Genomic DNA, 23,178 nt, shown 5'->3' with positions numbered 1-23,178 from the left:
GTTTTCCTGAATCCTGTCGCTTTTTAGCATTACCCGAACAATGACAATTAAAGGAGTGCGATATGCAAGATGCATTAGTGTTACCGCCTCAGCAGGCGCTGATTGGTGGTGAGTGGGTTGATACGGCCACTACCTTACAAGTAGAAGCACCAGCTTCGTGTGAGCCTTTGGCACGTATAGCACGTAGCCAGGAGGGTGACGTAAAGGCAGCCGTTGAGTCGGCACACCAGGCGTTTTCCGGCCAATTGGGCGAGTGGGCGAGTTGGTCTGCCCGGCAGCGCAGCGAATGGTTGCTACGCTTTGCAAATATTATCGAGGCGCATCACGAGCAACTGGCACAGCTTGAGTGTGCTGATACCGGGAAGCCCATGACTCAAGCCAGGGCGATATTGGTGCCTGCGCGCGCTACTTTCGCTTCTATGGCGGGGCGGCGGACAAGCTTCACGGTGAAACCATCCCCTTTGAGACCGACTTCGCGGTCATGACCCTGCGTGAGCCCTACGGCGTGTGTGCGCAAATCATTCCCTGGAACTACCCCTCACAGATCTTCGGGCGCTGCGTAGCGGCGGCGCTGGCCGCGGGTAACACCGTTGTACTCAAGCCCGCGGAGGATGCTTGTTTAAGCGTACTGCGTTTAGCGCAACTGGCAGTGGATCATGGCCTTCCGGCGGGTGCACTCAACGTGGTGCCAGGGCTTGGTGCTGAAGCGGGTGCTGCCCTTGCTGCCCACCCAAACATTGATCATCTCTCCTTTACCGGCTCGCCAGAGACCGGCACCCATGTCGCCCAGGCGGCCGCGCAGCACCATGTACCCGTCACCCTGGAACTTGGCGGTAAGTCTCCTCAGTTAGTGTTTGCTGATGCGGATCTTGATGCCGCGCTTCCTGCGGTGGTGCGAGGCATTATCCAGAATGCCGGACAGACCTGCTCTGCAGGCAGCCGTTTGCTGGTGCAGCGGGAGATCGCAGAAAGCGTGGTTGCTAACCTCAGCGAGCGCTTCGCTGCCCTGCGCTGTGATGCCGGCGAAGCGGACGCTGACTGTGGCCCACTGATCAATGCGCGTCAAAAAGCCAAGCTGGAAGCGCGCTTGGCGGCCGCCGAAGCCGACGGTATTCGCGTGGCGGCAAAAGGCCAGTTAGCGGCAAGCGCGCCAAGTGGCGGCCACTTCGTCGTGCCTCAACTACTCACCGATATTCCCGAAGGGCATGAAGTGCTTCAAGAAGAGCTGTTTGGCCCAGTGCTGGTGGTGCAGGTGTTTGAGGACGAAGCGGAAGCTCTGGCGCTGGCTAATGCCACCGATTTTGGACTCTGTGCCGGTATTTGGACGCGCGATGGTGGCCGTCAGCTCCGTTTGGCCAAAGGGATTCGTAGCGGCCAGGTATTCATCAACAACTACGGGGCCGCCGGTGGTGTAGAGCTACCATTTGGTGGTGTTGGCCGTTCCGGGCACGGTCGGGAAAAAGGCTTTGAGGGCCTGCGAAGCTACACTCAGATTAAAACTATCGCGATTAAACATTAACGGACGAACCAGCTTTAAGGTGATAACAATGACATCAGTCAGCCAAGTAGGCATCGTCGGCGTGGGCCTGATGGGCCATGGGATTGCGAGTAGCCTGCTACGCGCAGGCCATCAGGTCAGTTTTCTGAACCACTCCGGTAACCAGCCAGTAGATGATCTATTGGCAGCCGGTGCCATCGCGTTGAATACAGGACGAGAGGTGGCCCAGAGTGCTGAGGTGGTGATTTTATGCGTCACCGGCTCGCCTCAAGTAGAAGCCGTGTTGTTTGAACCCGACGGCGTATTAGCGGGGTTAAAGCCCGGTTGTGTCGTGGTGGATTGCTCCACTGCGCTGCCCAGTTCAACAGAAAAGGTCGCTGCCAGAGTCACAGAGGCTGGCGGGCGCTTTATGGATGCCGCCATGACGCGCACCCCCAAAGAAGCGGCTGAAGGGCGGCTCAACTTGATTGTCGGTGCGCCGAAGGCACTGTTCGATGAAACGCTGCCTCTGCTGCAGGGCTTTGCCGAAAATATTGCCCATGCGGGCGATATGGGCGCGGGGCATACCCTTAAACTGCTGCATAATTTTGTTTCGCTTGGGTTTTCTGCGGTATTGGCGGAGGCCACTGTCGCTTCACGTAAAGCGGGCATCAGCGATACCGCCTTGCTTGAAGTGCTTGGCGCAGGCGGCGGCGGAGGGGTAGTACTCGAGCGGCTGCGCCCTATATCGCTGACAATGACCCTTCAGGCTTTAAGTTTAGCGTTGCCAATGCCAGCAAAGACCTCGGTTACTACCATACGATGACCGAAGACCTCGCCGTGGAGGGAGGTATCGCTGAAGCCGTCCGCAACCTGTATAAATCGGTAGAGGATCAAAGCCTGCCAATACCCGCACTAATCGGTGTGCTTGAGCAGCGTTAAGGTAGAGGGTGACTCAACCGTTATTATCTCTACAGGGCTTCCCATACGCCGCCAAAAACACATCCACGGCGCTACTGACCTGATGATGCAGCTCTTCATCGCTGGGGAGGTGGCGAACGCCCATGCGGACTTCTGTGACCAACATGCCTTGCCACATACTGCACAGGTGGCTGGCGGCAAGCGTGGGTGTGCCAAGCGTTAAATGCCCGGTTTGGGCTAGTCCCTCCAATTTCTCCTGCAGCCACTGCTTAGTGGCCCAAGGGCCTGCCTCAAAAAAAGCCTGTAGCAGCTCAGGGTGCTGCTCTCCCTGAGTGTTCATCACCCGCTCAACCGCCAAGACATGGGGTTCCAACAAAAAGTGCACTAAGCTCATGCCGACTTCGATCAATGATTGGCGAACCCCCTCGTGGGTGTCGGGCAGTTTATCTAATCCCCTGCGGATGATTTCGGTTTCGCGACGTATCACACTGCCAAACAGTGCCTCTTTGGTCACAAAGTGGCCGTAGACTGTGACTTTGGAAACCCCCGCTTCCCGGGCAACGGCTTCCATCGTTACCCCCTCTAAACCGTGGCGAAAAAACAGACACGTCGCCGCATCCATCATGGCATCCCGTTTAGCCATATCCTTGGGTCGTCCAGCGCGGCGCTTTGGTTCAGGCGATGTATGTTGGGGCTCTGTCATTCGGTGCAATCCGGGCTATTGAGTAAATAAATATTGAACGTGAGCGTACAAATATTATAGTGAACGGTATCGTTCAAGAATAAACCGTTTCGAGGCCAACATGGGCACTCCTCTAAAAACTTCCTGGAACCACCGGTTTCGCGGCACGCTGGCGGCGCTGTTGATGGTAGGTGGCACACTGGCGACGGTGTTTTCTCTCTCCAGTCAGCACAGCAGTGCTCAGCAGACCCGCCAGCAAGGCGCTGATAACGCCCTGTTACAGGTGTCGACCAAGGCCCTGGAGCAAGCCGAGCAACTGCAACGCGATGTGCGCTTAACCGGACGTGTGGTGGCGCGCCAGTCGGTATCGCTGGCGTTCGAACCCGCGGGGCGGGTCAGTGCTGTGTCAGCAGACAGAGGCTATGCTGTTGAACAGGGGGATGTGCTTGCCACGCTGGATACCCGTCGATTGGAAAGCCGCTTAGCAGAGGTAGCTGCACGCAGTGAAGAAGCCCGTGCCAGCCTCGCCCTGGCTCAGCGCCAGGAGGAGCGTGAAGCGCAGCTAAACCAGAATAACTTTGCCAGCCGCACGGCGCTGGATCAGGCCCGGACAGATCGACTGACCCTCCAGGCTCGCCTGGCGGCGCTGGCAGCCGAGCGCGATAGCCTTACCGCCGATTTGGATGACAGCACGTTAAAAGCGCCCTTCGGCGGACGAGTGATCGAGCGCCATGTCAGTGTCGGCAGTTTGGTGAGTAGCGGCACTACCGCTTTCGATCTTATCGATGTCGAGCAGTTAGAAGCGCATCTTGGCCTACCCGCAGCGCTGGCCGCGACGTTTACGCCAGGTGAAGCCGTTGAGCTGATGGTGAATGGTGAGGAAGTCAGCGGTAAGGTACGTGCTCGGCTCCCCCAGGTTGATAGCGACAGTCGCACCCAGACGCTGGTGGTGTCGCTGGAAACCCCAGACCATGCCGTGCCCGGCGATCTGGCAGAGCTGCGCTACAAGATCACAGAGCCCGCAAACGGATACTGGGTGCCGTTGGATTCCCTGCAAGCCGCCGACCGTGGCCTGTGGAACGTATTGGTGGCCGAGCCGTTAGAGAACGATCACTACCGTGTGGCCCAGGCCAGCGTGGAGCTATTGCATAGCGAAGGAGACCAGGCCTTTGTACGCGGCACGCTGGCGTCGGGCATGCGGCTGATTACCGGTGGCACCCACCGTGTAACGCCAGGTCAGCAGGTCACGCTAAGCGAGGAAGTGGCCTATGAAGCGCCTTGAGTGGTTATTTAACCGTCGACTGTTAGCGCTAGCCCTGGGCCTTCTCGTTGTCGCCGGACTGTCGGCCATTCAAACGCTGCCACGCGCGGAAGACCCCCATTTGGTGGCGCGCATGGCCACCGTGCTTGCGCCTTTTCCTGGCGCCACCCCCGAGCAGGTCGAAGCTTTAGTGGCGCGTCCCATTGAGGATGAGCTGCGCACTATCGCTGAGATTAACGTGCTGGAATCCACCTCACGCCAGGGCATTGCGGTGATTAGCCTTGAGCTTGAGGACGAAGTGACAAACGTGACGCCGGTGTGGAGTCGCGTACGGGACAAACTGGCCGATGTCGCCCCTACCCTGCCTGACGGCGTGCAAACGCCGGAACTGCTGGATGATCGGGGCTACGCATTTAGCATCGTGGCCGCATTGCGCTGGACACTGGATACCCCGCCCAATCCCCAACTGATGGAGCGCTACGCCGAGCGTTTGGAAGCAGCGTTTAGAAACGTCCCTGGCACAGAGTATACCCACCGCTTTGGCGTGGCGGGGGAGCAGGTAGAGGTGAGGGTTAACCCGCTTGAACTGAACGCCTTGGGGCTCTCCGTCGGGCAATTAGCGGCCACTATTGAGGCAAGCGATGGACGACGTACCGCTGGTGAAGTGGTCACCGACGGCCACCGGCTGACAGTGGGGCTAAGCGGTGAGTTTGATGCGCTCGATAGGCTACGCGAGATAGAAGTGACGACTCGGCAGGGGCACACCGTAAGACTTGGCGAGTTGGCTGAGCTACGCCGGGGCGTGCAAGACCCGCCCGCCGCAGTGGCACTGCTTAACGGCGAACGAGCGGTGTATGTCGGCGCACGTATGGCTCCCGGCCAGCGAATTGATAACTGGGTGGAAAAAGCACAAGAGCAGTTGGCGGTGTTCGCCGATGAATTGCCTGTCGGCATCGCGGTTGAAGAGGTTTTCGAACAGGCCAGTTACACCAACCAGCGCTTAAGTGACGTGGCTGGCAGCCTGCTGATGGGGCTAGCGCTGGTGGTGGCGATTCTGTTCATCACCATGGGCTGGCGCTCGGCGGTGACGGTGGGGTTGGCGATTCCCGCCACGGCCCTGCTCACTCTGGCGCTCTTCCAGCCGCTGGGTATCGATATTCACCAGATGAGCATTACCGGTATTATCGTGGCGCTGGGGCTGATGGTCGACAATGCCATTGTGATGACCAACGCCCTGCGCGAGCGCTTTTTGAAAGGTGATTCAGCGCTTGCCGCTACCCGGGACACATTACGCCACTTAGCGGTGCCGCTGCTGGCCAGCACCTTAACCACCATATTGGCGTTTATGCCGATTGTGTTGATGCCAGGCCCTGCGGGGGAATTCGTAGGGCCCCTGGCCATGGCGGTGATGGTCGCACTGGTAAGTTCTTATCTGGTTTCGTTGCTGCTGGTGCCTGCGCTGTCACCCATGCTGTTAGCCAGGGTCGCTGATAAACCTCCAACGCCTCGAAATAACGGCGTCAGTGGGATGCTCAAGCGCGGCTTCCGCCGTACGGTACGCAGCGCGCTGCGTCATCCCTGGGCCGCCATGATCATCACCCTGTGCGTGCCAGTGGGGGGCATGGCGTTGATGCCCACGCTGGACGTGGCGTTTTTTCCTCCTGCAGACCGCGACCAGTTTCACATTGAGGTGCGCCTGCCCCCCGCCAGCAGTATGGCCAACACCGAAGCACTGGCCCATGAAGTCGATGCCATGATTCGTGAGCTGCCGGGCATCATCCGCGTCTCGGCGTTTGTCGGTGAAAGCGCGCCAATGATGTACTACAACGTGCTTACCAATGAGGATAACAACCCGGCATTTTTGCACCTGATTGTGGACACAGCTTCTTTACAAATCACTAATGAACGGGTGCCCGCCTTACAGCAGGCGCTTGATCGGCATTTCCCCCAGGCCCAAAGCGTAGTGCGCAAGTATGAGCAGGGGCCGCCGTTTAAAGCCCCGATTGAGCTACGTGTCTATGGTGATGATCTAGCAGTGCTGTCATCGCTGGGACTTGAGCTAGCGGGTCTGATGCACCAACTGCCTCAGGTGACCCATGTGCGCGCCGGCATGCAGCGTGATTTGCCCAGGTTAACCCTGGATATCGACCACACCGCACTGAGTGATGCGGGGCTAACGCCGCAGCGGCTAGCGGAACAAGTGGGGGCCGCGCTCTCGGGGCAATCAGCAGGCATGTTGCTGGAGGACACGCAGCAACTGCCGGTGCGGGTGCGCTACGCCGATGAGTGGCGCACTAACGCCGAACAGCTGGCGGCGCTGCGCCTGGTCAGCGATCAAGTAGCTGAGGGACTGCCACTGGCGGCGGTGGCAGAGGTGTCACTCACGCCTGCCTGGAGCGTGATTACCCGCCGTAACGCTGAACGGATGCAGTTGGTACAAGGGTACCTGGTGGCCGACGCTCTTCCGGCGGTCTCCATGGCTCAGTTGGATGCCAAGCTTCAAGCAGCGTTGGCGTCAGGGGCGTTTCAATTGCCCCCTGGTTACCGAATCGAAACCGGTGGTGAAGCCGCCGAGCGAGATGACGCCGTGGGCAAGTTGCTTGCCTCGGTGGTGCTGCTGGTCATAGCCATGGTGGCCACCGTGGTATTGGCATTTAACTCCTTTCGGCGGGCCGCCATCGTATTTATTGCCGGCGCCCAGGCGATGGGTATGGGCATTGTGGCGCTGCTACTAAGCGGGCATGCGTTTGGGTTTGTGATTATCGTCGGCATCATGGGGCTGGTGGGGGTAGCGATCAATGCCACCATTATCATTATTGCTGCCTTTGATGACGATGAAGCCGCCCGCCGAGGCGATATCGATGCCATGCTGGCGGTGATCAGTGGCCCTACCAGTCGGCATATCGTTTCGACCACGGTCACTACCTTTGCAGGCTTAATTCCGCTGATGTTGGCCACTGGTGGGCTGTGGCCCCCATTCGCGCAAACGGTTGGTTTTGGACTACTCTTGGCGACGCTAGTGTCGTTTTTCTTTACCCCTGCCCTTTATCGGCTGTGGGTATCGAGATCTGTTGACGTTAAGCCTCATGACCGCACGACTATTTTACAAGGATGAGTAAAATAGAATGTATCAACAATCGGTCAAAAGCGTAATGAAACGAGTGGATAACGCCCTTTATCTAGTCAAAGAGAAAGGGCGTTATCGCATTTCAACGGGTGGCCTATTAAAATCGGCGCAGCAGGCTTAAGCCGGGTCGCGATCAACCGCAAACGCTGACCATGCCTGACGAACGGTCATAATTTCCAAGCGATTGATGTTGATATGGGCGGGCAGCGTGGCCAAGTAGTAAAGCTGCTCGGCGATATCTTCTGCTTGAAGTGGCGTCGTACCCCGGTAAAGTGCATCCGAAGCGGCCTGGTCGCCTTTAGTTCTGACCAGCGTGAACTCGGTTTCTGCCATGCCGGGCGCCAGGTCAGTGACTCGCACGCCAGTACCTAACAGATCGCAGCGTAGGTTGTAGCTGAACTGCTGAACAAAGGCTTTCGACGCGCCATACACATGCCCGCCTGGATAGGGCCACTGTCCCGCTACGGAACCGAGATTGAGAATACTCGCGCCTTTACCGGTTTTCAGCAGCAGCGGCAGCGCCGCGTGTGTCACATTGACCAACCCCGTGATATTGGTGTCGATCATGGTGTGCCAATCCTCCAGCGCCACCTTTTGCGCCGGTTCCGGTGCCAGGGCTAACCCCGCATTATTGATTAAACACGTCAGCGGCAGAAACGTTTCCGGTAAGTTGCTAATGGCGTCAGTCACCGCGTCACTATCGCGGACATCCAGCGCCAGCGTTAGCACGGGAACCTGCTTGGAAAGCTCCTCTTCAAGTGCTTTGAGGCGCTCTACGCGTCGCCCGGTTAAAATCAATGACCAGCCCGCTTTGGCAAAGCGCTGGGCTGCCGCTTTACCAAACCCTGACGTCGCTCCGGTAATAAGTACGCTAGGCATTGCAATCTCTCCACGTTATTTAAATGATTAAAAGGCGATGGGGCGAGTTCTGACATCACTGTAAGCAACGCTGGTTCAAGCCTTTAGAGCCAGTTCGTGCCCGTTACTGTGACATCACTCGTCTGTCCCTCTGGTATGTAACGACTGGCCCTACAGCCTAAACGGTTGACTCACTAGGCTGGCAAGCACGCTATTTCTTAACGGATTACTTAAGGTGCTTGCTATGAATACCAATATTGCCGCTTCACATCCACCCGAAAGCGGTGTGGATAATACTTATGTACACACCTTAGATCGCCAGTATGTGTTCCACTCCTGGGCACAGCAAGGCAGTTTAGACCCCATGGTGATTGCAGGGGCTGAAGGGTGTCGCGTATGGGACTATGTGGGGCGCTCGTATCTGGATTTTAGTAGCCAGTTAGTCAATACCAATATCGGCCATCAGCACCCCAAAGTGGTGAGCGCGATTCAAGCCCAGGCCGCGAGCCTGTGTACCATTGCCCCCGCCCATGCCAACTTGGCTAGGGGCGAAGCGGCCAAGCGCATTATCGCCAAAGCGCCCGCTGGGTTTAGTAAGGTGTTTTTCACCAATGCGGGCGCGGATGCCAATGAAAATGCCATTCGTATGGCGCGTCTTTATACCGGGCGAAGCAAAATACTATCCGCCTACCGCTCCTATCACGGCAACACCGGTTCAGCGATTGCTGCCACCGGTGATTGGCGGCGGGTGCCCAATGAGTATGCCAGCGGCCATGTGCACTTCTTCAACCCTTACCTTTATCGCAGTGAGTTTTGGGCGCGCAATGAAGAGGAGGAGTGTGAGCGGGCGTTGCAACACCTGCGCCGGGTAATTGAGTGCGAAGGTGCTAATGCGGTCGCGGCCATCCTGCTGGAAACCATTCCCGGTACGGCTGGCGTACTGTTACCTCCGAAGGCGTATCTTCAGGGCGTTAGAAAACTCGCCGATGAGTTCGGTATTGTACTGATTCTAGATGAAGTGATGGCTGGCTTTGGTCGCACAGGGCGCTGGTTCGCTTTTGAACATTACGACATGGCGCCGGACTTAATCGTCTTCGCCAAAGGGGTGAACTCGGGCTATGTGCCTGCCGGGGCGTGATTATCTCTGAATCCATCTCACGCTATTTCGATGACCACTTCTTTGTCGGCGGTCTGACGTATTCCGGCCACCCGCTGGCAATGGCGGCGATAGTCGCGACCCTGGATGCGATGGAAGCAGAGGGCGTGGTTAAAAACGCTGACGCGGTGGGTAATGGCCCGTTAGCCGCAGGGTTGCAACAGCTTGCCGAGCGATACGCCATCATTGGAGATTGGCGGGGCGTTGGAGTGTTTCACGCTTTAGAGCTCGTCAGCGACCCGGTTTACAAAACACCACTGCCAGGGGCGGCAGTGTTGCAACTCAAGCAGCAATTAATGGAAAACGGACTGCTGGTCTTTACCGTTGAGAACCGCATCCATGTGGTTCCGCCGTGTATCGTAACGGCCGCTGAAGTAGAGGAGGGTTTAGCCATCTTGGATCGCGTGTTGAAAAACTATACGGCATCACGCTAGATTGGTTTTTAAATGCCCGTTTTAAGTGCCCGTTGTTAAAGTACTCAGGGCGTTATCGTAGGCGAGGCCCAGGCGCTGTATGCCTGGGTCGATACGCTCCCTCTCGATGGCGCCAAACCCTAGCCGGAAAAAGCGCCGCGGCGGGGCGGCATCGAAGAAGTGCTGGAAGCCGGGTTCAATGAGCACACCCGCTGGGCGGCATGCCAGGCTAGCCGCTGAGTGTCGATGCCCGCATCCGCTTCCATCCAGAAGGCGCTGGAACGACTGCTGCTGTGGCTGAGGCAGCCGGGCAATGCCTGATCAATAGCGAGCCGCATCGTGTCGCGCCGCCGGTCGATCTCCTCCACATGGAGCTTGAGGTAGCGTTCGTAATAGCCTTGTGAAATAAACTGTGCCAGCTGGTGCTGTAACGCGGCGGGTGGGTGACGGTACATCATGCGGCGCAGCGCTCGCAGCTCGTCAATCACTTCAGCATCGGCCACGACATAACCCATGCGCAGCCCAGGCGAGAGCGCTTTGGATAAGCTGCCCATGTAGATAATTCGCGCGCTCTGCGCACTGGCTTTGAGGGCTGGCAGTGCGAACTGGTCGCCATGAATCTCGGCGTCGTAGTCATCCTCAATCACGATTTGGTCGCGATGGGGTAGCTGGGCCAGCAAAGTCTCGCGTCGCTCGCGGCTCATGGTGACGCCCGTGGGCACCTGATGACTGGGCATGACGTACAGATAGTCACACTGCTGAGACCCCTCAAGACGCATGCCTTCCGTATCCACGGTTTGCAACTGCAGACTGGCTCGGCGCTGAGCAAACACATTCATTGCCTCGCGGTAACCGGGAGATTCCAGGGCCACTCGGGTGCCCCGATGGCAGAGCAACTGGGCAATCAAATAGAGTGCATTTTGCGTTCCCATGGTGATCAGAATTTCTTCTGAGCGAGCAAAAATTCCCCGGCGCGGCAAAATACGTTTGCGCAATTGCTCAATCAGAAGCGGGTCGTCCTGGTCAATACGGTCGCGCAGCCAGGGTTTATCGCGTTGCGAACTTAATAAGCGCCGAGAAACATCTCGCCACTGGGCTAACGGAAAAAGTCGCGTATCTAACTGGCCGTAAATAAACGGGTAGGCATATTCCGACCAATTGCCGGGCTTGAGGATTCCTTGGTAGTTAGTAGGGCGCTGAGCAATGCGTTTGTGCCAGTTTGGTGCGCTTATTGCGCCGTTATTGGTTTCGGTTAACGCTGTTAGTGATGAACTAAGCGTTGATTGAGGGTCGCTATAATCAGGGTGTAAATAGTAGCCGCTACGAGGGCGACTTATTAAATAGCCATCCTCGACCAGCTTTTCGTAAACAATCGCCACCGTATTACGCGAAATACCCAGCTGTTGTGAAAGCTTGCGGCAGGAGGGCAGCGCGTCCTCGCTGGGTAAACTGCCCATACGAATCGCTTCCAGCAGCGTTTTGCGTAGTTGTTCTTGAAGGCAGGCGCCAGCGTTAGGGTCGACCTCAAGACACAGCGATGTCATGCACATCTCCTCTTCAAAACCCTGGCCGTCTAGCCCATTCACTCAAGCATCTCTCCTTAAACAAAAGCATCTTTCGTGCCAGTTCTGTTGTCGGCAGCGGCTATCGGTAACTGTCCTTTTAATTTGCGCTAACTGGCTCTAATCGCAGAGAGGATAAAAATCTAGGGTGAAGTCAGCTTCTGCATATCGCCCAACTGTTTGCAGACCCGCTGCAAACGCAAAGGCGAGCGATGTTTTGACTGCTTTTTCTAAAACGTATTTTTTAAAAGCGTATTTTTGAAAACCTAGGGGATATCAGACGATGAAAAAAGTAACTGCCTTAGCCTCCGCAATAAGCATCGGCGCACTTGCTTTAAGTGCGTCACTGACCGTTTCCGCTGCGGATTTAGATGAAATAGAGAGCCGTGGCTATATGAGCGTGGCCACCGAAGATAACTACGCGCCGTTTAACTTTATGAGTGGCAGCGACCCCGATGGATTTATCAAAGACATCTTGATTGAGCTTGAGGAGTACGCTGACTTTGAAGTCCGCCAGGATATTTTGCCTTGGACGGGGCTTTTGGCCTCGGTTTCATCGGGCCAATACGACATGGCACTTACCGGCGCGTCGGTGACCGACGAACGCCTGCGGGTGTTTAACTACGCGCCGCCGTTTGCATCGGCACAGCACTTTACATTAAGCGGGCAGGTGATGACCGTATCAACAGCATTGAAGACTTAAGTGGTATGACGCTGGGTGTTCAGGCGGGCAGTGCACTGCTATCGCGCCTGCCAGAGTTGGAGGTCATGCTGGAAGAGAGTGGTGGCGAGCTGGGCGACGTAATGCAGTATGAGGCCTATCCAGAAATCTACGCTGACCTGGCCAACGGTCGTGTCGATTACGTGATTAACTCCATCGTGCCGGTTAATGACCTGATCAGTGAACGCCCTGACGTATTTGAAGCCGGTCAAGCGGTCTCTGGTCCTGGCTATGTTGCCTGGCCGATGCCTAAAGACAGCCCACAACTGCTGGCCTATATCACCGACTTTATGAGCCACCTGCGTGATTCTGGCCGCCTGGCCGAGCTGCAGGAAAAGTGGTTTGGCGAGTCCTTTGATGACCTGCCGACAACCCCTATCACCTCAGTGGAAGAGTTCCACGAAATGGCCGGTATGTAAGCCATCACATTCGCCTGCCGCCCAGGCTGGGCGGCGGTTTTCTTATCGCGAATTAGGGGGTGAGCATGGACAGTAGCGCATGGGGGCTTCTCATCCAGGGCGCCTGGACAACGCTTTGGATATCCGGCATCTCCATTGCCATCGGTGTGGTAATGGGGCTTTTGATTGCATTGCTTAGGGTGGCCAAAATTCCCGTTTTGCATCAATTGCTAGGCGTCTACATTAGCTTGGCGCGGGCAACGCCGCTGGTGACGCTGGTGCTGTTTATCTTCTTAACCGCGCCGACCATGGGCGTTAACCTCAACCGCAATGTGGCCGGTATTATCGCGTTAACCCTCAATACCACTGCTTTTAACGCTGAAATCTGGCGCTCTGCCTTTAACAACTTCTCCAAAGAGCAGCGTGAAGCGGCCCTGGCCATCGGTATGACACCGTGGGTCTATTTCCGCCGTATTATGCTGCCACAAATCACCATTACCAGCCTGCCGGGCTTGGTGAATGAAATGTCATTTCTGATTAAAGGCAGCCCCGCTATTGCGGTCATCGGCGTCGTCGACCTGACTCGTGTGACCAACCGTATTTCGGCGGTGACCTACGACCCACTGCCACCCATTTTAGCGGCTGCGGCGCTGTATATGCTGATTATCAGTCTGTTGGTGTGGTTTCAACGTGTGGCTGAGCGTAAAGCCAGCCGGCTGGCCGTTTAAGGTGGTCGTTTTAGGGAGTCTCTATGAGCAACTGGGAAATTCTTTGGTCATCTTACGATGTGTTTTTAAGTGGTTTTTATAACACCTTAAAGCTATTTGGTTTATCCGCTGTCTTGGCTTTTTTAATGGGCAGCGCCATGGTGTTTTTATTGGAGGGTTCCCGCCCACGGTTAAAGGTTCCGCTGCGGATTTTTATCGATGGCATGCGTATGCTGCCATTTTTGATCCTGGCCTACCTGCTGTATTACGGCTTACCTAGTGCAGGCATCCGCATGAGTGCCTGGACGGCCGGGATTATCGCCCTGGTGATCTACCATGGCGCATACTTCGCGGAGATTCTGCGCGGCTGCCGCGCTACCTTCGCCCAAGGGCAGGTAGAGGCAGCAATCGCCCAAGGGTTCTCGCAGCCCCAAATGTTTATGCGCATTATCTTGCCGCAGCTGATTTTGAAAACCCGCGGCTTATTGGGTAATCAGTTGATTATCCTACTCAAAGACACCGCCTTTCTGGTGATCATCACCGTGCGCGAACTCACCGCGGCGGCGAGCAGCCTGTCGAGCACCTACTTCATTCCCATGGAAGCGTTCATCGTGGTGATCGGCTTCTACTGGCTGATCAGTATTGGTTTAGAACTATTTATCAAAATGATTGGCCGTTTTGGCGCCAAGCGAGGATTCGAAAATGCCTGAGACCGCCGCTGTTAGTATTCGTAACCTTTCCAAAAGCTTCGATGGCACCGAAGTGCTGCGGGATGTATCGCTGGAAGTTCAGCCCGGCGAAGTGGTGAGTATTTTGGGCTCATCGGGTTCGGGTAAATCTACCCTGCTACGCTGCATTAACTGGCTTGAGCAACCCGACCGGGGCGACATCCGTATTGCTGGTGATCGCATTGGCGTGAGTGACACTGGAAAACACATGTCGCGCCGTGAGCTGGCAGGCATGCGCGCGCGCTTGGGCATGGTGTTCCAAGGCTTTAACCTCTGGCCTCATTTAAGCGTGCTGCGCAATGTCACCGAGGCGCCTATTCATGTTCAGGGGCTAAGCAAAACCGAGGCTGACGCGCGGGCCATGGCGCTGCTCGAAAAAGTCGGCATGGCCGACAAGCGTGAACAATATCCCTACACACTCTCTGGTGGTCAGAAACAGCGGGTAGCGATTGCGCGGGCACTCGCCATGCAGCCTAAGGTGATGCTGTTCGATGAGCCCACTTCAGCCCTCGACCCCGAGCTGGTGGGGGAAGTGCTTGGGGTGATCAAAGACCTCTCCAAAGAAGGCTACACCATGGTGCTGGTGACCCACGAAATGGAGTTTGCCCGGGCAGTCTCCGATCAAGTGGTCTTTCTCGACAAAGGCATCATCATTGAAAAATCCCACCCCAGCGAGTTCTTTGAGAACCCTAAAACCGACCGAGTACGGCGCTTTCTGGAACTTGAAGCGCCTGCGGTGTGAGCACACTGAATCTGGCGCTGGCTAGATCATTACCCCAACTGCCTGCGCCAGCGGTTCTCTATGGTATCCAGCTCTGCCGGGCCGTAGTGCGCATGATCATGCGGCCCGTAGTAGGCCCATAATTGATCGCCATAATCGAAGTGCCACCACTCGCTGGGCAGGTTGGTGAAGCCTTGTTGTTGCAGGGTGTGATAGAGCAGGCGGCGGTTATCCCGCGCCTTATGTTGCTGCGGGGTAAGCATTTCCAGCTTTTCGAAATAGTCGCTATGGGAGGCGGGAAGCGCCTCGTCAAACAGGGTGCCCATATCCAGTGGCAGGCCATCGGCATCACAAAGCGTGACATCGACGGCGCCGCCGGTGAGGTGCGGGCTGGGGGCTAAAGGGTCGCGACTGGGTACCGATACGAACTCTCTTGTACGCTCCAATAGCTCCGCTTCGCTGAGGTCTGGATGGTGGTGGTGGATGGCTTCATGCAGGGTATCAAACAAGTACTGCTGCACCCGCCATGGCCGCCAGCCATCCAGTACGATCAACCCGATGCCCTCGGGTAAGCTACGTGCCGCAGCGAGCAGCGCCCGATAAACCCCCTCACGAACGAAACACTCCGGCACCGCACCCGGAATACCCAGCCGAGCATAGGCGGGGAACACGCTGACCGGTGCCGGGGCGAGGCTCATCGGTACCAAGCGCTCGCCGTTATCTTCAATAGGCGCGCGGCGCAGCTGTTCCCAGCAGGGAGCTGAATGGCTGGGTATAGGCGGCAAGGCCTTCAATAGTGTGCTCAAAGGCATTATGTTATCCAAGCAGAGTGTTATCCAAGCTGGTTATTAAAACTAGTTGTCAAAACTGAGTAGGCAGCCACAGCGTCAGCGATGGAAAAAGGATTAATAGAATAAGCACCGCAATCGCCGTCAGCACAAAGGGCCAAATGGTTCTAAATAGCGACACTATCTCAAGCCGACTAACCGCGGCGGCCACGAACACACAGGCGCCCAGCGGTGGCGTGATCAATGCAATGGTAATGTTCAGTGTGATGATGACGCCCAGATGAGTGGGGTCTATACCCGCCATCATAGCCACCGGCGCAAAGATCGGCGTCAGTAGCATCAATGCCGACACCTCCTCCATAAACATGCCCGTGATGAAGGTGATTGCACTAAGCAGTAATAAAATAACCACGCTATTGTCCACGTAGGGTGATAGCAGGGATACAAACTGCGCAGGTACTTGCGCATAGGAGAGCAGCCAGCTAATCGTCGCCGAGGCCGCCATGATGAGAAAAATCGCCGAGGTTAAGCGTGCCGTATCAAGGATGGCTTGCCAGCACTCTTTAAAGCGTAACCCTCCCAGCACAAAGCCACATAAGGCCACATACAGCGCTGTCAACGCGCCCGATTCTGTAGGCGTCACAAAGCCCAGCACGATGCCAGCAACAATAATAAAGGGAGCGATAAGCGCGGGCAGAGCGGCCGCGAAGGCTATGCCAAGTTGGCCGATTGAGGGCAACTGGCCACTTTTGGGTAATCGGTGGCGCCAGGCATACCAGGCGTTCATGCCCATAAAGGCAACCCCCAGCAGCAGACCTGGTACTACGCCCGCCAGAAATAGATCGCCTACTGAGGTGTTGGTCAGTGAGGCGTAGAGGATCATAAAGATACTGGGTGGAATAATCGGGCCGATCAGCGAGCTACCGGCGGTCAACCCAGCGGCAAAAGCCCTTGAGTAGCCCTCCTTCTCCATGGCAGGTACTAACAGCGACCCCAGTGCCGAGGTATCCGCCACCGCTGAGCCATTGACGCCTGCGAAGAAAACGCTCGACACCACGTTGACGTGGCCCATACCGCCCCGCAAGTGCCCCACTATCAGGCGGGCGAACCCCATCAGGCGCTCGGTTAAGCCGCTGACGTTCATCAGGTTGCCAGCGAAGATGAATAACGGAATAGCCATCAAGGAGAACACATTGATACCGCCAAAGAATTGCTGGGGCAGCATACGTGGAATCATCGAGGGGTCGACAAACAGAAAGCCTACTATCGCCGTGGTCAGTAGCGCGATGAACAGAGGAAGCCCAAGCAAAACGTGGCCGAGGAAAACCACAGCATCGTCACAATCATAAGGAGTCCTCAACGGTTGTGGATGGAGAGTCCTCGACAGTTTTAAGTGGCGCGGGGCCATAGAGAAGCGCATGCCAAGCCAGTAATAAAAAGCCAACGGGTAGCGAGAGGAGGGGCACCGTGCGGCTAATGCCAAGCCCTGAGGTGGTAAACATGCTGACCGAGAGTGCATAGCGATAGCTGACCCAAGCCCCCCCCGCTGCAATCAGTAGGGTGAGTAGCCACTGGTATACATTCAGCAAACGCGCGAGAGGGGGTGGCAGTAGCTTCTCCAACAGACCAACGCGCATGTGACCCCCTTCCGACCAGACGGTGCCAGCCGCGAGCATCACGGTGGCGATAATCAAAAATCGCGATATCTCATCTGTCCAAATGGGGGCACCACCGGCGATGTAGCGGGCAAACACCCCATACAATATGGCCGCAACATTGAGGGATAGCAGCGCGCCCGCCAGGGTTAGGGACACCGGGCGGCTGATCGCCAATAGACGGGATCGAAGCGTATTAAACATGGCAGCCTTCCAGGAAGCACAGAAACGTTAAGCACTAGAACATTCAGTACTGGGATATTAAGTACTGGAAATAGGGGGCCGGTAAGGTTCCAGCCCCTGTTTTGCAACGGTGTTAACAGCCGTTAGTCGAGCAGTTCGCTCATGCCTGCATCTTCCAGCGCCATATCGATCCAGCGTTGCTCGATATCACGTTCTTCGAGCCACTCAAGATAGGCGGGCTGGCCAATGTCGCGGAAAGCGGTGAGCTCCTCTTCAGAAGGGCGAATCACTTCCATACCTTGCTCTTCCAGGTAGGCGATACGTGCCTCAACCTGTTCCTCGTTGTGCTCACGGGCATTGTGATTAGCTTCGGAGACGGCCTCCATAAAGGTGCTGCGAAGCTCATCGTCCCAACCTGCGATCATGTCGCTATTGCCCACCAGGAACTGATCGGAGTATTGGATATTGGCTAGGGTCAGGTAGTCCTGCACTTCGTAGAGGCTGCCCAGGATGATATACATCGGCGGGTTCATCTGGCCGTCGGCCACTCCTGTACGCAGTCCCATGTAGGTCTCTGTCCAGGGAATGGGAGTACCGGAGGCACCGAAGGATTCATAGAGGGCTACCTGGCTGGGATCCATGGCCCGGAAACGCAGCCCTTCGAAGTCGTCCGGGTGGCTGATAGGCCGTTCATTGTTGGTGAATGCCAGGAAGCCCCCCTCTTCGACGACCGCCAGCATATCGATACCGGCACGCTCCTGCAGAGCATTGCTGACTTCCTGCCAATACTCTCCTTCATCGAAGAAGCTACGCGCCGCCGCAAAGTCGTCGAACAGAAACGGAATAGCGCTGACGAAGATCTCATCAACGAGAGGAGAGACGCCTGCAAATGACGCCACGTTGAGCATGGGCGTATTCATGGTTTGTTCCATGCGCTCCTCTTCATCACCCAGCATGCTATTCGGGTAGAGCTCAAGCTGTATCTCACCGTCAGTTTTTTCGTCTACCAACGTTTTAAGGTTCTCTGCAAAGACGTGGACAGCATTCTTTTCGGGATCTGGGGCACCGTTGTAACTCAGATTAATGGTGGTGGCTGCAAGAGTGTTTCCTGCCATCATGGCAGAGCCAATCAGCAAGCCGAGATGAGTCGTTTGGGTGAAAAGTGCTGAGTAAACATCGTAAGTCTCCTGGTTTATTGTCGTGAGCTATGAGGCGCTAAGGGCGCGTTATTGGATTTATAAGGAGTGCTTACTAGAAGACTATGTATTGAGGTGTTGACTATGCAATACCTAAACTGTGGCTTTTATTGCAACAGTCGTGGTGCATCGGCGGAGAAAAAGCGCATGCCTTTGTGCAAATGATCGATGCAAGTGATTGAGGCGACCGGAGTTCCTGCCCTTTCAGGCTAACAATTTGTGCCCGCGTACCGTTCATCACCGGGTACTGCATGGGTAGTGTGAAGATCTCACCGCGCTCAATCTCATCCGCTACGGTGAGTTCGGGCATAAACGTAACGCCGATGCCTGAGCGGACGAAATTCTTTAACACCGAAACAGAGTTGGTGTGCAGGCGTGCTTCAAGATGAATGCGCTCCTGGTGGGCCACCATATTGACCATTTGCCGCATACCAAAAGGATTGTCCATTAACGCCAGGGGCCACCCCGTTAAGTCATGCAGGGTTACCGGGCGGTTAAGATCACTTAGTGGGTGATTGGGGGGCACAATCACATCGAGCGGCTGGCGCGTTTCCACGTGGCAGAAAAGTTGCGGGTCTACCGGCGGTGCATAAAGTAGCGCTATATCCACTTCACGATCTTTGAGTAACGACATCGCTTCGTTGACACCCGCCATGCGAATTTCGACATTGATACCGGAAAACGCTGACATAAAAGTGCCTAACGGTGCGGCGATCAGGTCAGCGATAAACCCTTCTCCCACGGCAATACGAACTTCCCCTTTCGTTAGGCTTTGAAGTGCCATTAGCTGGGAGAGCACCGCTTCTTCTGAAGCCCGCTGGGCATGAAAATGGTGCACCAGTAGCTGGCCCGCTGCGGTTGCGCGCATCCCTCTTCCGTGCCGCTCGCATAGCTGGGTATCCAACTCTTCTTCTAGTGCTTTTAGTTGGCGGCTAACGGCAGAAGCATCGACATTCAGGTGGGCCGCGGCACGCCTGAGCGAGCCGCGGCGAATCACTTCATTGAGGTAGGTTAATGCACGCTGGTTAAGCATAAAACACGCCTGTGGTGGAGTGTTTTATATCTTACCGGAAGCCTGCCCGGACATGTCACGGTTGGGATTAGATTAGCGGTTGGGTGGCTTGCTGAGAGTGGGCGTTTTTATCCTCTACCGCATCTGCGAGCATATCCGCGGTGATGGCAGAGAGGGTCCAGCCCAGGTGGCCGTGACCGGTGTTGTAAAACACTGTGGGTAATTTTCCGCGGCCGACTTTGGGCAGCATGTTAGGGAGCATCGGGCGCAGGCCTGCCCAAGGTACTACGCGGCGAGTGCTGACGCCGGGGAAGCACTCTTCCACCCAGCGGATTAGCGGGCGGATACGGTTGTCGCGGATATCGCGGTTATAGCCGTTAAACTCAGCGGTGCCCGCAATACGGAAGCGGTCATCGCCCAGGCGGCTGGTCACTAACTTGGTCTCATCATCGAGCAGGCTAACGGTGGGCGCTGCCTGTTGGGAGGCAGCGTCATCGAGCTGCACGGTGATCGAGTAGCCTTTGACCGGGTAGATATTGACCCGATCGCCTAGCTTGGCAGCCAGAGCACGGCTGCCCACCCCGGCGCATACCACCACGCTATCAAAGGTTTCGCGCACCGGGTCACCGTCAGCCTCGCCTTCAAGCGTGGCGGTGATCCAGGCGTGCTGTTGATCGGCGCCGATATCCTGGACGCTGTGACCATATTTAAGCGTTACGCCGCGGCGCTCGGCGGCTTGAGCCAAGCCGTGGGTAAACTTATGAATATCGCCGGTGGCGTCGCTTTCGGTATAGAAGCCGCCGTAGTAGTTGCCCGCCATCGTCGGTTCGATGGTGCGCATCTCGTCAGGGGTGACTGCTCGGCGCTCCAGGCCGCCTTTGCTGAGCAGCTTGGAGACCTTGGCGGCGTGGTCATAACCCGCTTTGTCGCGGTAGATATGCAGAATGCCTTTCTGCTTGAGGTCAAAGCCGATCTGCTCGTCTTTTGCCCACTGAAACAGGTGCTCTCTGGCCGCAATGGCCAGCCGCGTGGTCTCTGTGGTGTTGGCAGCGTAGCGGGGTATCGAGGCGATAAATTCGCCAAACCAACTGAGCTTGTGCCAGCTTGGGCGGGGATTAACCAGTAGCGGGGCGTCGTTTCTGAGCATCCAGCGCAGGCCCTTGATCACCGTTGGCCAGTGGTTCCACACTTCGGCGTTGGAGGCCGAGAGCTGACCGCCGTTGGCGAATGAGGTCTCCATGGCGGCGTAACGATGCTTTTCAAAGACGGTGACGTCATAGCCACGTTTGGCCAGGGCGTAGGCGCTGGTAATGCCGGTGATACCACCACCGATAACGGCAATACGTTGCATAACTCTCTCCAGGTTGTATGAGCGTCGGGAATACCACCTAACGGCGTAGCTGTTGGCGTACCCCTTCCGTCATGGAACCTGAGAGATTCACGCATCCGTTGGGTGCGCTTGCTCCTTCGGTGGGCTGAGTGACGCAGTCATCAGCCGCTCTTCGGAAAGTTAAGGTAATAGCGGTCCGGTTGCCTGAGAGTTTCCGGGGCTGTTGCTCCTTCGGCGCTGGCGTCATCGACGAGTGATGCACCAAGCTCTCCCACTATCACGTTGTTGCTGGCTTTTAATGTAAATAGTTTTTTAATGTGATTAGTTTTACGCGATCAGTTTTAGCATGGAAGACGACCATAGTCGTGAACGCTTATTCCAAGGACTCACTCCAAGGGTTTTATTCCACGGGCCGGGCACGCTGGATGATTGCCGCGCAATCCAGCCCGGTGGGTAGCGTGCCTGTATTGAGGCCACTGCGGTCGGCAAGGCGACCAGCGCAGAATGCATCGGCCACATAAGCGGGGGCGTGCTGAACCAGCAGGGCGCCCTGTAACGCTAGGGCCATGCCGTCCGCCAACTGGCGGGCGCGGTACTGGAGCGTTTGAGTATCCTGCATCTGCCGCTGTAATTGGTGGATAAAACGGTCAAGATGCCCATTGGCGCCCTGTGAAAGGCCGAGTTCGGCGAAGTAGGCGTCGAGTACTTCGGGCTGTTTTTCAATCGCGCGCAGGATATCCAAGCACTGCACATTTCCGCTGCCTTCCCAAATGGCGTTGATGGGCGACTCGCGAAACAGGCGCGCCATTATGTGGGTCTCCATGACGCCGCTTCCACCAATCACCTCCATTGCCTCGTATGCGTGGTGGGGCGTGCGTTTACATATCCAGTACTTGCCCACAGGGGTGGCGATTCGCGAAAGCAGGCGCTCATGCTCGTTGTCCTGATGATCCATGGCGCGGGCCATACGCAGCATTAAGGTGGTGGCGGCTTCGCTCTCAATGGCCAAGTCAGCGAGTACGTTCTGCATCAGCGGCTGTTCGCTGAGCCGCGCCCCAAAGGCATGCCGATGAGAGGCGTGGTGAATGGCCTGGGCGGTGGCTTGGCGCATTCCGGCAGCTGAACCAATCATGCAGTCGTAGCGGGTCATGGCGACCATCTCGATGATGGTGCGCACGCCGCGGCCTTCATCGCCCACCATCCAGGCAAAGGCGCCCCGCAGCTCGGTCTCGCTGGAAGCATTCGATACATTGCCCATTTTACGTTTTAGCTGCTGTATATGAAGCGGGTTCTTACTGCCGTCGGGCCGCCAGCGTGGCAGCAAGAAACAGCTCAAGCCGCCGGGCGCCTGGGCGAGTACCAGAAATGCATCGCACATTGGCGCCGAGACAAACCACTTATGCCCCACCAGCTCAAAAGCTTCTCCCGGCCCGCTTTGATCAATCGGGTAGGCGCGGGTGGTGTTCAAACGCACATCGGAGCCGCCCTGCTTTTCGGTCATTGCCATGCCCAGAGTGAGGCCCTGTTTCTCGAAATAGGGGACGTTGCGCGGATCGTAATGTGGGGCGGTGATTTTATCGCCCCAGCTCTCAAGCAGGCTGGGTTGATGGCGCAGTGCGGGGAGGGCTGCAAAGGTCATGGTAATCGGGCAGCCATGGCCCGCTTCTACCTGGGCCTGTAAAAAGTAGTTGGCGGCCCGATAAACATGCGCACCGGGCTGAGGGTTTCGCCAGGGGCTAGCATGCAAGCCGTGCTCTATCGCCGTTTGCATAAGCTGATGATAGGCGGGATGAAACTCGATCAAATCGACCCGATGGCCTTGCCGGTCGTGGGTCGCTAACTGGGGTGAGTAACGGTTGGCCTCAACACCCAAGGCAATCGCCTCGGCGGATCCCGCCCACTGACCAAACGCTTTGAGTGGGGCATCGTCGTCAGACCCGCTTTCACGGTTAACGCCTTCCTGAAGAGCGCGATCAGCTATGTAACTATTGTAGTTTGCAAGCGTCGGCGGCTGGTTTTCCACCTGATGGGTATTAGCTTGGAGTTGATCGGCCAGGGGGTAATGATGGTTCATGGCAGGCTCCTAGCGTGTAACGACGATAAGGGTGATTGTTTAAACGAACGTTTTACAACTCATATATTTTGGAGCGCTTATGAGAGCGTAGTTGCTGGACGGAAAAGTCGCTAAAAACGGAGGGCGAAGAGGGGAGGGATGGATCCTGCTTTGCTCAGTCAGCGAATTTAACCGACAATGCCGCTTATCCTTCTCAGTCACGGGTATT

At 56.4% G+C, this 23,178-nt stretch carries 13 protein-coding genes, 6 pseudogenes and 1 riboswitch; of the genes and pseudogenes, 9 read left to right on the top strand and 10 right to left on the bottom strand.

All coding sequences use genetic code 11. The features are described from left to right. The first annotated feature begins 62 nt into the window (after positions 1 to 62). Positions 63 to 1,519: pseudogene (locus tag FDY98_RS19120) on the top strand (aldehyde dehydrogenase family protein). A gap of 28 nt (positions 1,520 to 1,547) precedes the next feature. Beyond that, a pseudogene (locus FDY98_RS19115) lies at positions 1,548 to 2,419 on the top strand (NAD(P)-dependent oxidoreductase). A 13-nt stretch (positions 2,420 to 2,432) separates the two neighbouring features. On the opposite strand, the gene FDY98_RS19110 reads toward FDY98_RS19115, so the two are convergent. Beyond that, on the bottom strand, positions 2,433 to 3,101 hold the full coding sequence (locus FDY98_RS19110; RefSeq protein WP_027957111.1) for a TetR/AcrR family transcriptional regulator: 669 nt from the start codon (positions 3,099 to 3,101) through the stop codon (positions 2,433 to 2,435). A 100-nt stretch (positions 3,102 to 3,201) separates the two neighbouring features. On the opposite strand from FDY98_RS19110, the gene FDY98_RS19105 reads away from it, so the two are divergent. After that, complete coding sequence (locus tag FDY98_RS19105; protein WP_027957110.1) at positions 3,202 to 4,362, top strand: efflux RND transporter periplasmic adaptor subunit; 1,161 nt, start codon at positions 3,202 to 3,204, stop codon at positions 4,360 to 4,362. Further along, positions 4,349 to 7,456 carry an efflux RND transporter permease subunit gene (locus FDY98_RS19100; protein ID WP_027957109.1) on the top strand — a complete coding sequence of 1,036 codons (3,108 nt, stop codon included), beginning with the start codon at positions 4,349 to 4,351 and terminating at the stop codon, positions 7,454 to 7,456. The genes FDY98_RS19105 and FDY98_RS19100 overlap by 14 nt, the downstream gene beginning before the upstream one ends. A 129-nt stretch (positions 7,457 to 7,585) precedes the next feature. Here FDY98_RS19100 and FDY98_RS19095 read toward each other — a convergent pair whose 3' ends face one another. Then, complete coding sequence (locus FDY98_RS19095) at positions 7,586 to 8,347, bottom strand: SDR family NAD(P)-dependent oxidoreductase (RefSeq protein ID WP_022521639.1); 762 nt, start codon at positions 8,345 to 8,347, stop codon at positions 7,586 to 7,588. A 223-nt stretch (positions 8,348 to 8,570) separates the two neighbouring features. Here FDY98_RS19095 and FDY98_RS19090 point away from each other — a divergent pair. Beyond that, a pseudogene (locus FDY98_RS19090) lies at positions 8,571 to 9,916 on the top strand (aspartate aminotransferase family protein). A gap of 21 nt (positions 9,917 to 9,937) precedes the next feature. On the opposite strand, the pseudogene pdxR reads toward FDY98_RS19090, so the two are convergent. Continuing rightward, positions 9,938 to 11,439: pseudogene (gene pdxR, locus FDY98_RS19085) on the bottom strand (MocR-like pyridoxine biosynthesis transcription factor PdxR). A gap of 301 nt (positions 11,440 to 11,740) precedes the next feature. On the opposite strand from pdxR, the pseudogene FDY98_RS19080 reads away from it, so the two are divergent. From FDY98_RS19080 to FDY98_RS19065, 4 genes and pseudogenes are all read left to right on the top strand, one after another. Continuing rightward, positions 11,741 to 12,597 (top strand): annotated as a pseudogene (locus FDY98_RS19080) (transporter substrate-binding domain-containing protein). Between the two features lie 65 nt (positions 12,598 to 12,662). Beyond that, positions 12,663 to 13,304: an amino acid ABC transporter permease gene (locus FDY98_RS19075; protein WP_022521643.1), complete on the top strand. Its 642-nt coding sequence runs from the start codon at positions 12,663 to 12,665 to the stop codon at positions 13,302 to 13,304. Between the two features lie 23 nt (positions 13,305 to 13,327). Beyond that, positions 13,328 to 13,993 (top strand): amino acid ABC transporter permease, encoded by a 666-nt coding sequence (locus tag FDY98_RS19070; RefSeq protein WP_022521644.1) that lies wholly within the window; start codon positions 13,328 to 13,330, stop codon positions 13,991 to 13,993. Continuing rightward, on the top strand, positions 13,986 to 14,753 hold the full coding sequence (locus tag FDY98_RS19065; protein WP_022521645.1) for an amino acid ABC transporter ATP-binding protein: 768 nt from the start codon (positions 13,986 to 13,988) through the stop codon (positions 14,751 to 14,753). Before FDY98_RS19070 ends, FDY98_RS19065 begins: the two co-directional genes overlap by 8 nt. 29 nt (positions 14,754 to 14,782) lie before the next feature. Here FDY98_RS19065 and FDY98_RS19060 read toward each other — a convergent pair whose 3' ends face one another. From FDY98_RS19060 to FDY98_RS19030, 7 genes and pseudogenes are all read right to left on the bottom strand, one after another. Next, on the bottom strand, positions 14,783 to 15,544 hold the full coding sequence (locus FDY98_RS19060; RefSeq protein ID WP_197029743.1) for a M15 family metallopeptidase: 762 nt from the start codon (positions 15,542 to 15,544) through the stop codon (positions 14,783 to 14,785). 49 nt (positions 15,545 to 15,593) lie between these two features. Beyond that, on the bottom strand, positions 15,594 to 16,850 hold the full coding sequence (locus tag FDY98_RS19055) for a TRAP transporter large permease (protein ID WP_155706089.1): 1,257 nt from the start codon (positions 16,848 to 16,850) through the stop codon (positions 15,594 to 15,596). A gap of 13 nt (positions 16,851 to 16,863) precedes the next feature. Continuing rightward, the gene (locus tag FDY98_RS19050) at positions 16,864 to 17,379 is read right to left on the bottom strand and encodes a TRAP transporter small permease (protein ID WP_035538735.1); all 516 of its coding nucleotides are present in this window, start codon (positions 17,377 to 17,379) and stop codon (positions 16,864 to 16,866) included. 122 nt (positions 17,380 to 17,501) lie between these two features. Then, the gene (gene dctP, locus FDY98_RS19045; protein WP_155706088.1) at positions 17,502 to 18,476 is read right to left on the bottom strand and encodes a TRAP transporter substrate-binding protein DctP; all 975 of its coding nucleotides are present in this window, start codon (positions 18,474 to 18,476) and stop codon (positions 17,502 to 17,504) included. A 185-nt stretch (positions 18,477 to 18,661) separates the two neighbouring features. Continuing rightward, positions 18,662 to 19,587, bottom strand: a pseudogene (locus tag FDY98_RS19040) (LysR family transcriptional regulator). 67 nt (positions 19,588 to 19,654) lie between these two features. Then, the gene (locus FDY98_RS19035) at positions 19,655 to 20,917 is read right to left on the bottom strand and encodes a D-amino acid dehydrogenase (protein WP_027957102.1); all 1,263 of its coding nucleotides are present in this window, start codon (positions 20,915 to 20,917) and stop codon (positions 19,655 to 19,657) included. Between the two features lie 161 nt (positions 20,918 to 21,078). Then, a riboswitch (glycine riboswitch) is annotated at positions 21,079 to 21,180 on the bottom strand. 116 nt (positions 21,181 to 21,296) lie between these two features. After that, positions 21,297 to 22,970, bottom strand: a complete 1,674-nt coding sequence (locus FDY98_RS19030; protein WP_027957101.1) for an isovaleryl-CoA dehydrogenase — start codon at positions 22,968 to 22,970, stop codon at positions 21,297 to 21,299. Positions 22,971 to 23,178 lie beyond the last annotated feature (208 nt).

This window comes from Halomonas sp. PA16-9 (genome assembly GCF_009728585.1).
GTDB classification, from domain to species: domain Bacteria; phylum Pseudomonadota; class Gammaproteobacteria; order Pseudomonadales; family Halomonadaceae; genus Vreelandella; species Vreelandella titanicae.
The sequence above is the reverse complement of the archived record's forward strand: the minus strand, read 5'-3'. Positions and strand labels throughout refer to the sequence as shown.

Bases quoted from the DNA above. Each gene is read 5' to 3' on its own strand.
- FDY98_RS19110 (WP_027957111.1), bottom strand. From the start codon at position 3,101: ATGACAGAGCCCCAACATACATCGCCTGAACCAAAGCGCCGCGCTGGA.
- FDY98_RS19105 (WP_027957110.1), top strand. From the start codon at position 3,202: ATGGGCACTCCTCTAAAAACTTCCTGGAACCACCGGTTTCGCGGCACG.
- FDY98_RS19100 (WP_027957109.1), top strand. From the start codon at position 4,349: ATGAAGCGCCTTGAGTGGTTATTTAACCGTCGACTGTTAGCGCTAGCC.
- FDY98_RS19095 (WP_022521639.1), bottom strand. From the start codon at position 8,347: ATGCCTAGCGTACTTATTACCGGAGCGACGTCAGGGTTTGGTAAAGCG.
- FDY98_RS19075 (WP_022521643.1), top strand. From the start codon at position 12,663: ATGGACAGTAGCGCATGGGGGCTTCTCATCCAGGGCGCCTGGACAACG.
- FDY98_RS19070 (WP_022521644.1), top strand. From the start codon at position 13,328: ATGAGCAACTGGGAAATTCTTTGGTCATCTTACGATGTGTTTTTAAGT.
- FDY98_RS19065 (WP_022521645.1), top strand. From the start codon at position 13,986: ATGCCTGAGACCGCCGCTGTTAGTATTCGTAACCTTTCCAAAAGCTTC.
- FDY98_RS19060 (WP_197029743.1), bottom strand. From the start codon at position 15,544: ATGCCTTTGAGCACACTATTGAAGGCCTTGCCGCCTATACCCAGCCAT.
- FDY98_RS19050 (WP_035538735.1), bottom strand. From the start codon at position 17,379: ATGTTTAATACGCTTCGATCCCGTCTATTGGCGATCAGCCGCCCGGTG.
- dctP (WP_155706088.1), bottom strand. From the start codon at position 18,476: ATGATGGCAGGAAACACTCTTGCAGCCACCACCATTAATCTGAGTTAC.
- FDY98_RS19035 (WP_027957102.1), bottom strand. From the start codon at position 20,917: ATGCAACGTATTGCCGTTATCGGTGGTGGTATCACCGGCATTACCAGC.
- FDY98_RS19030 (WP_027957101.1), bottom strand. From the start codon at position 22,970: ATGAACCATCATTACCCCCTGGCCGATCAACTCCAAGCTAATACCCAT.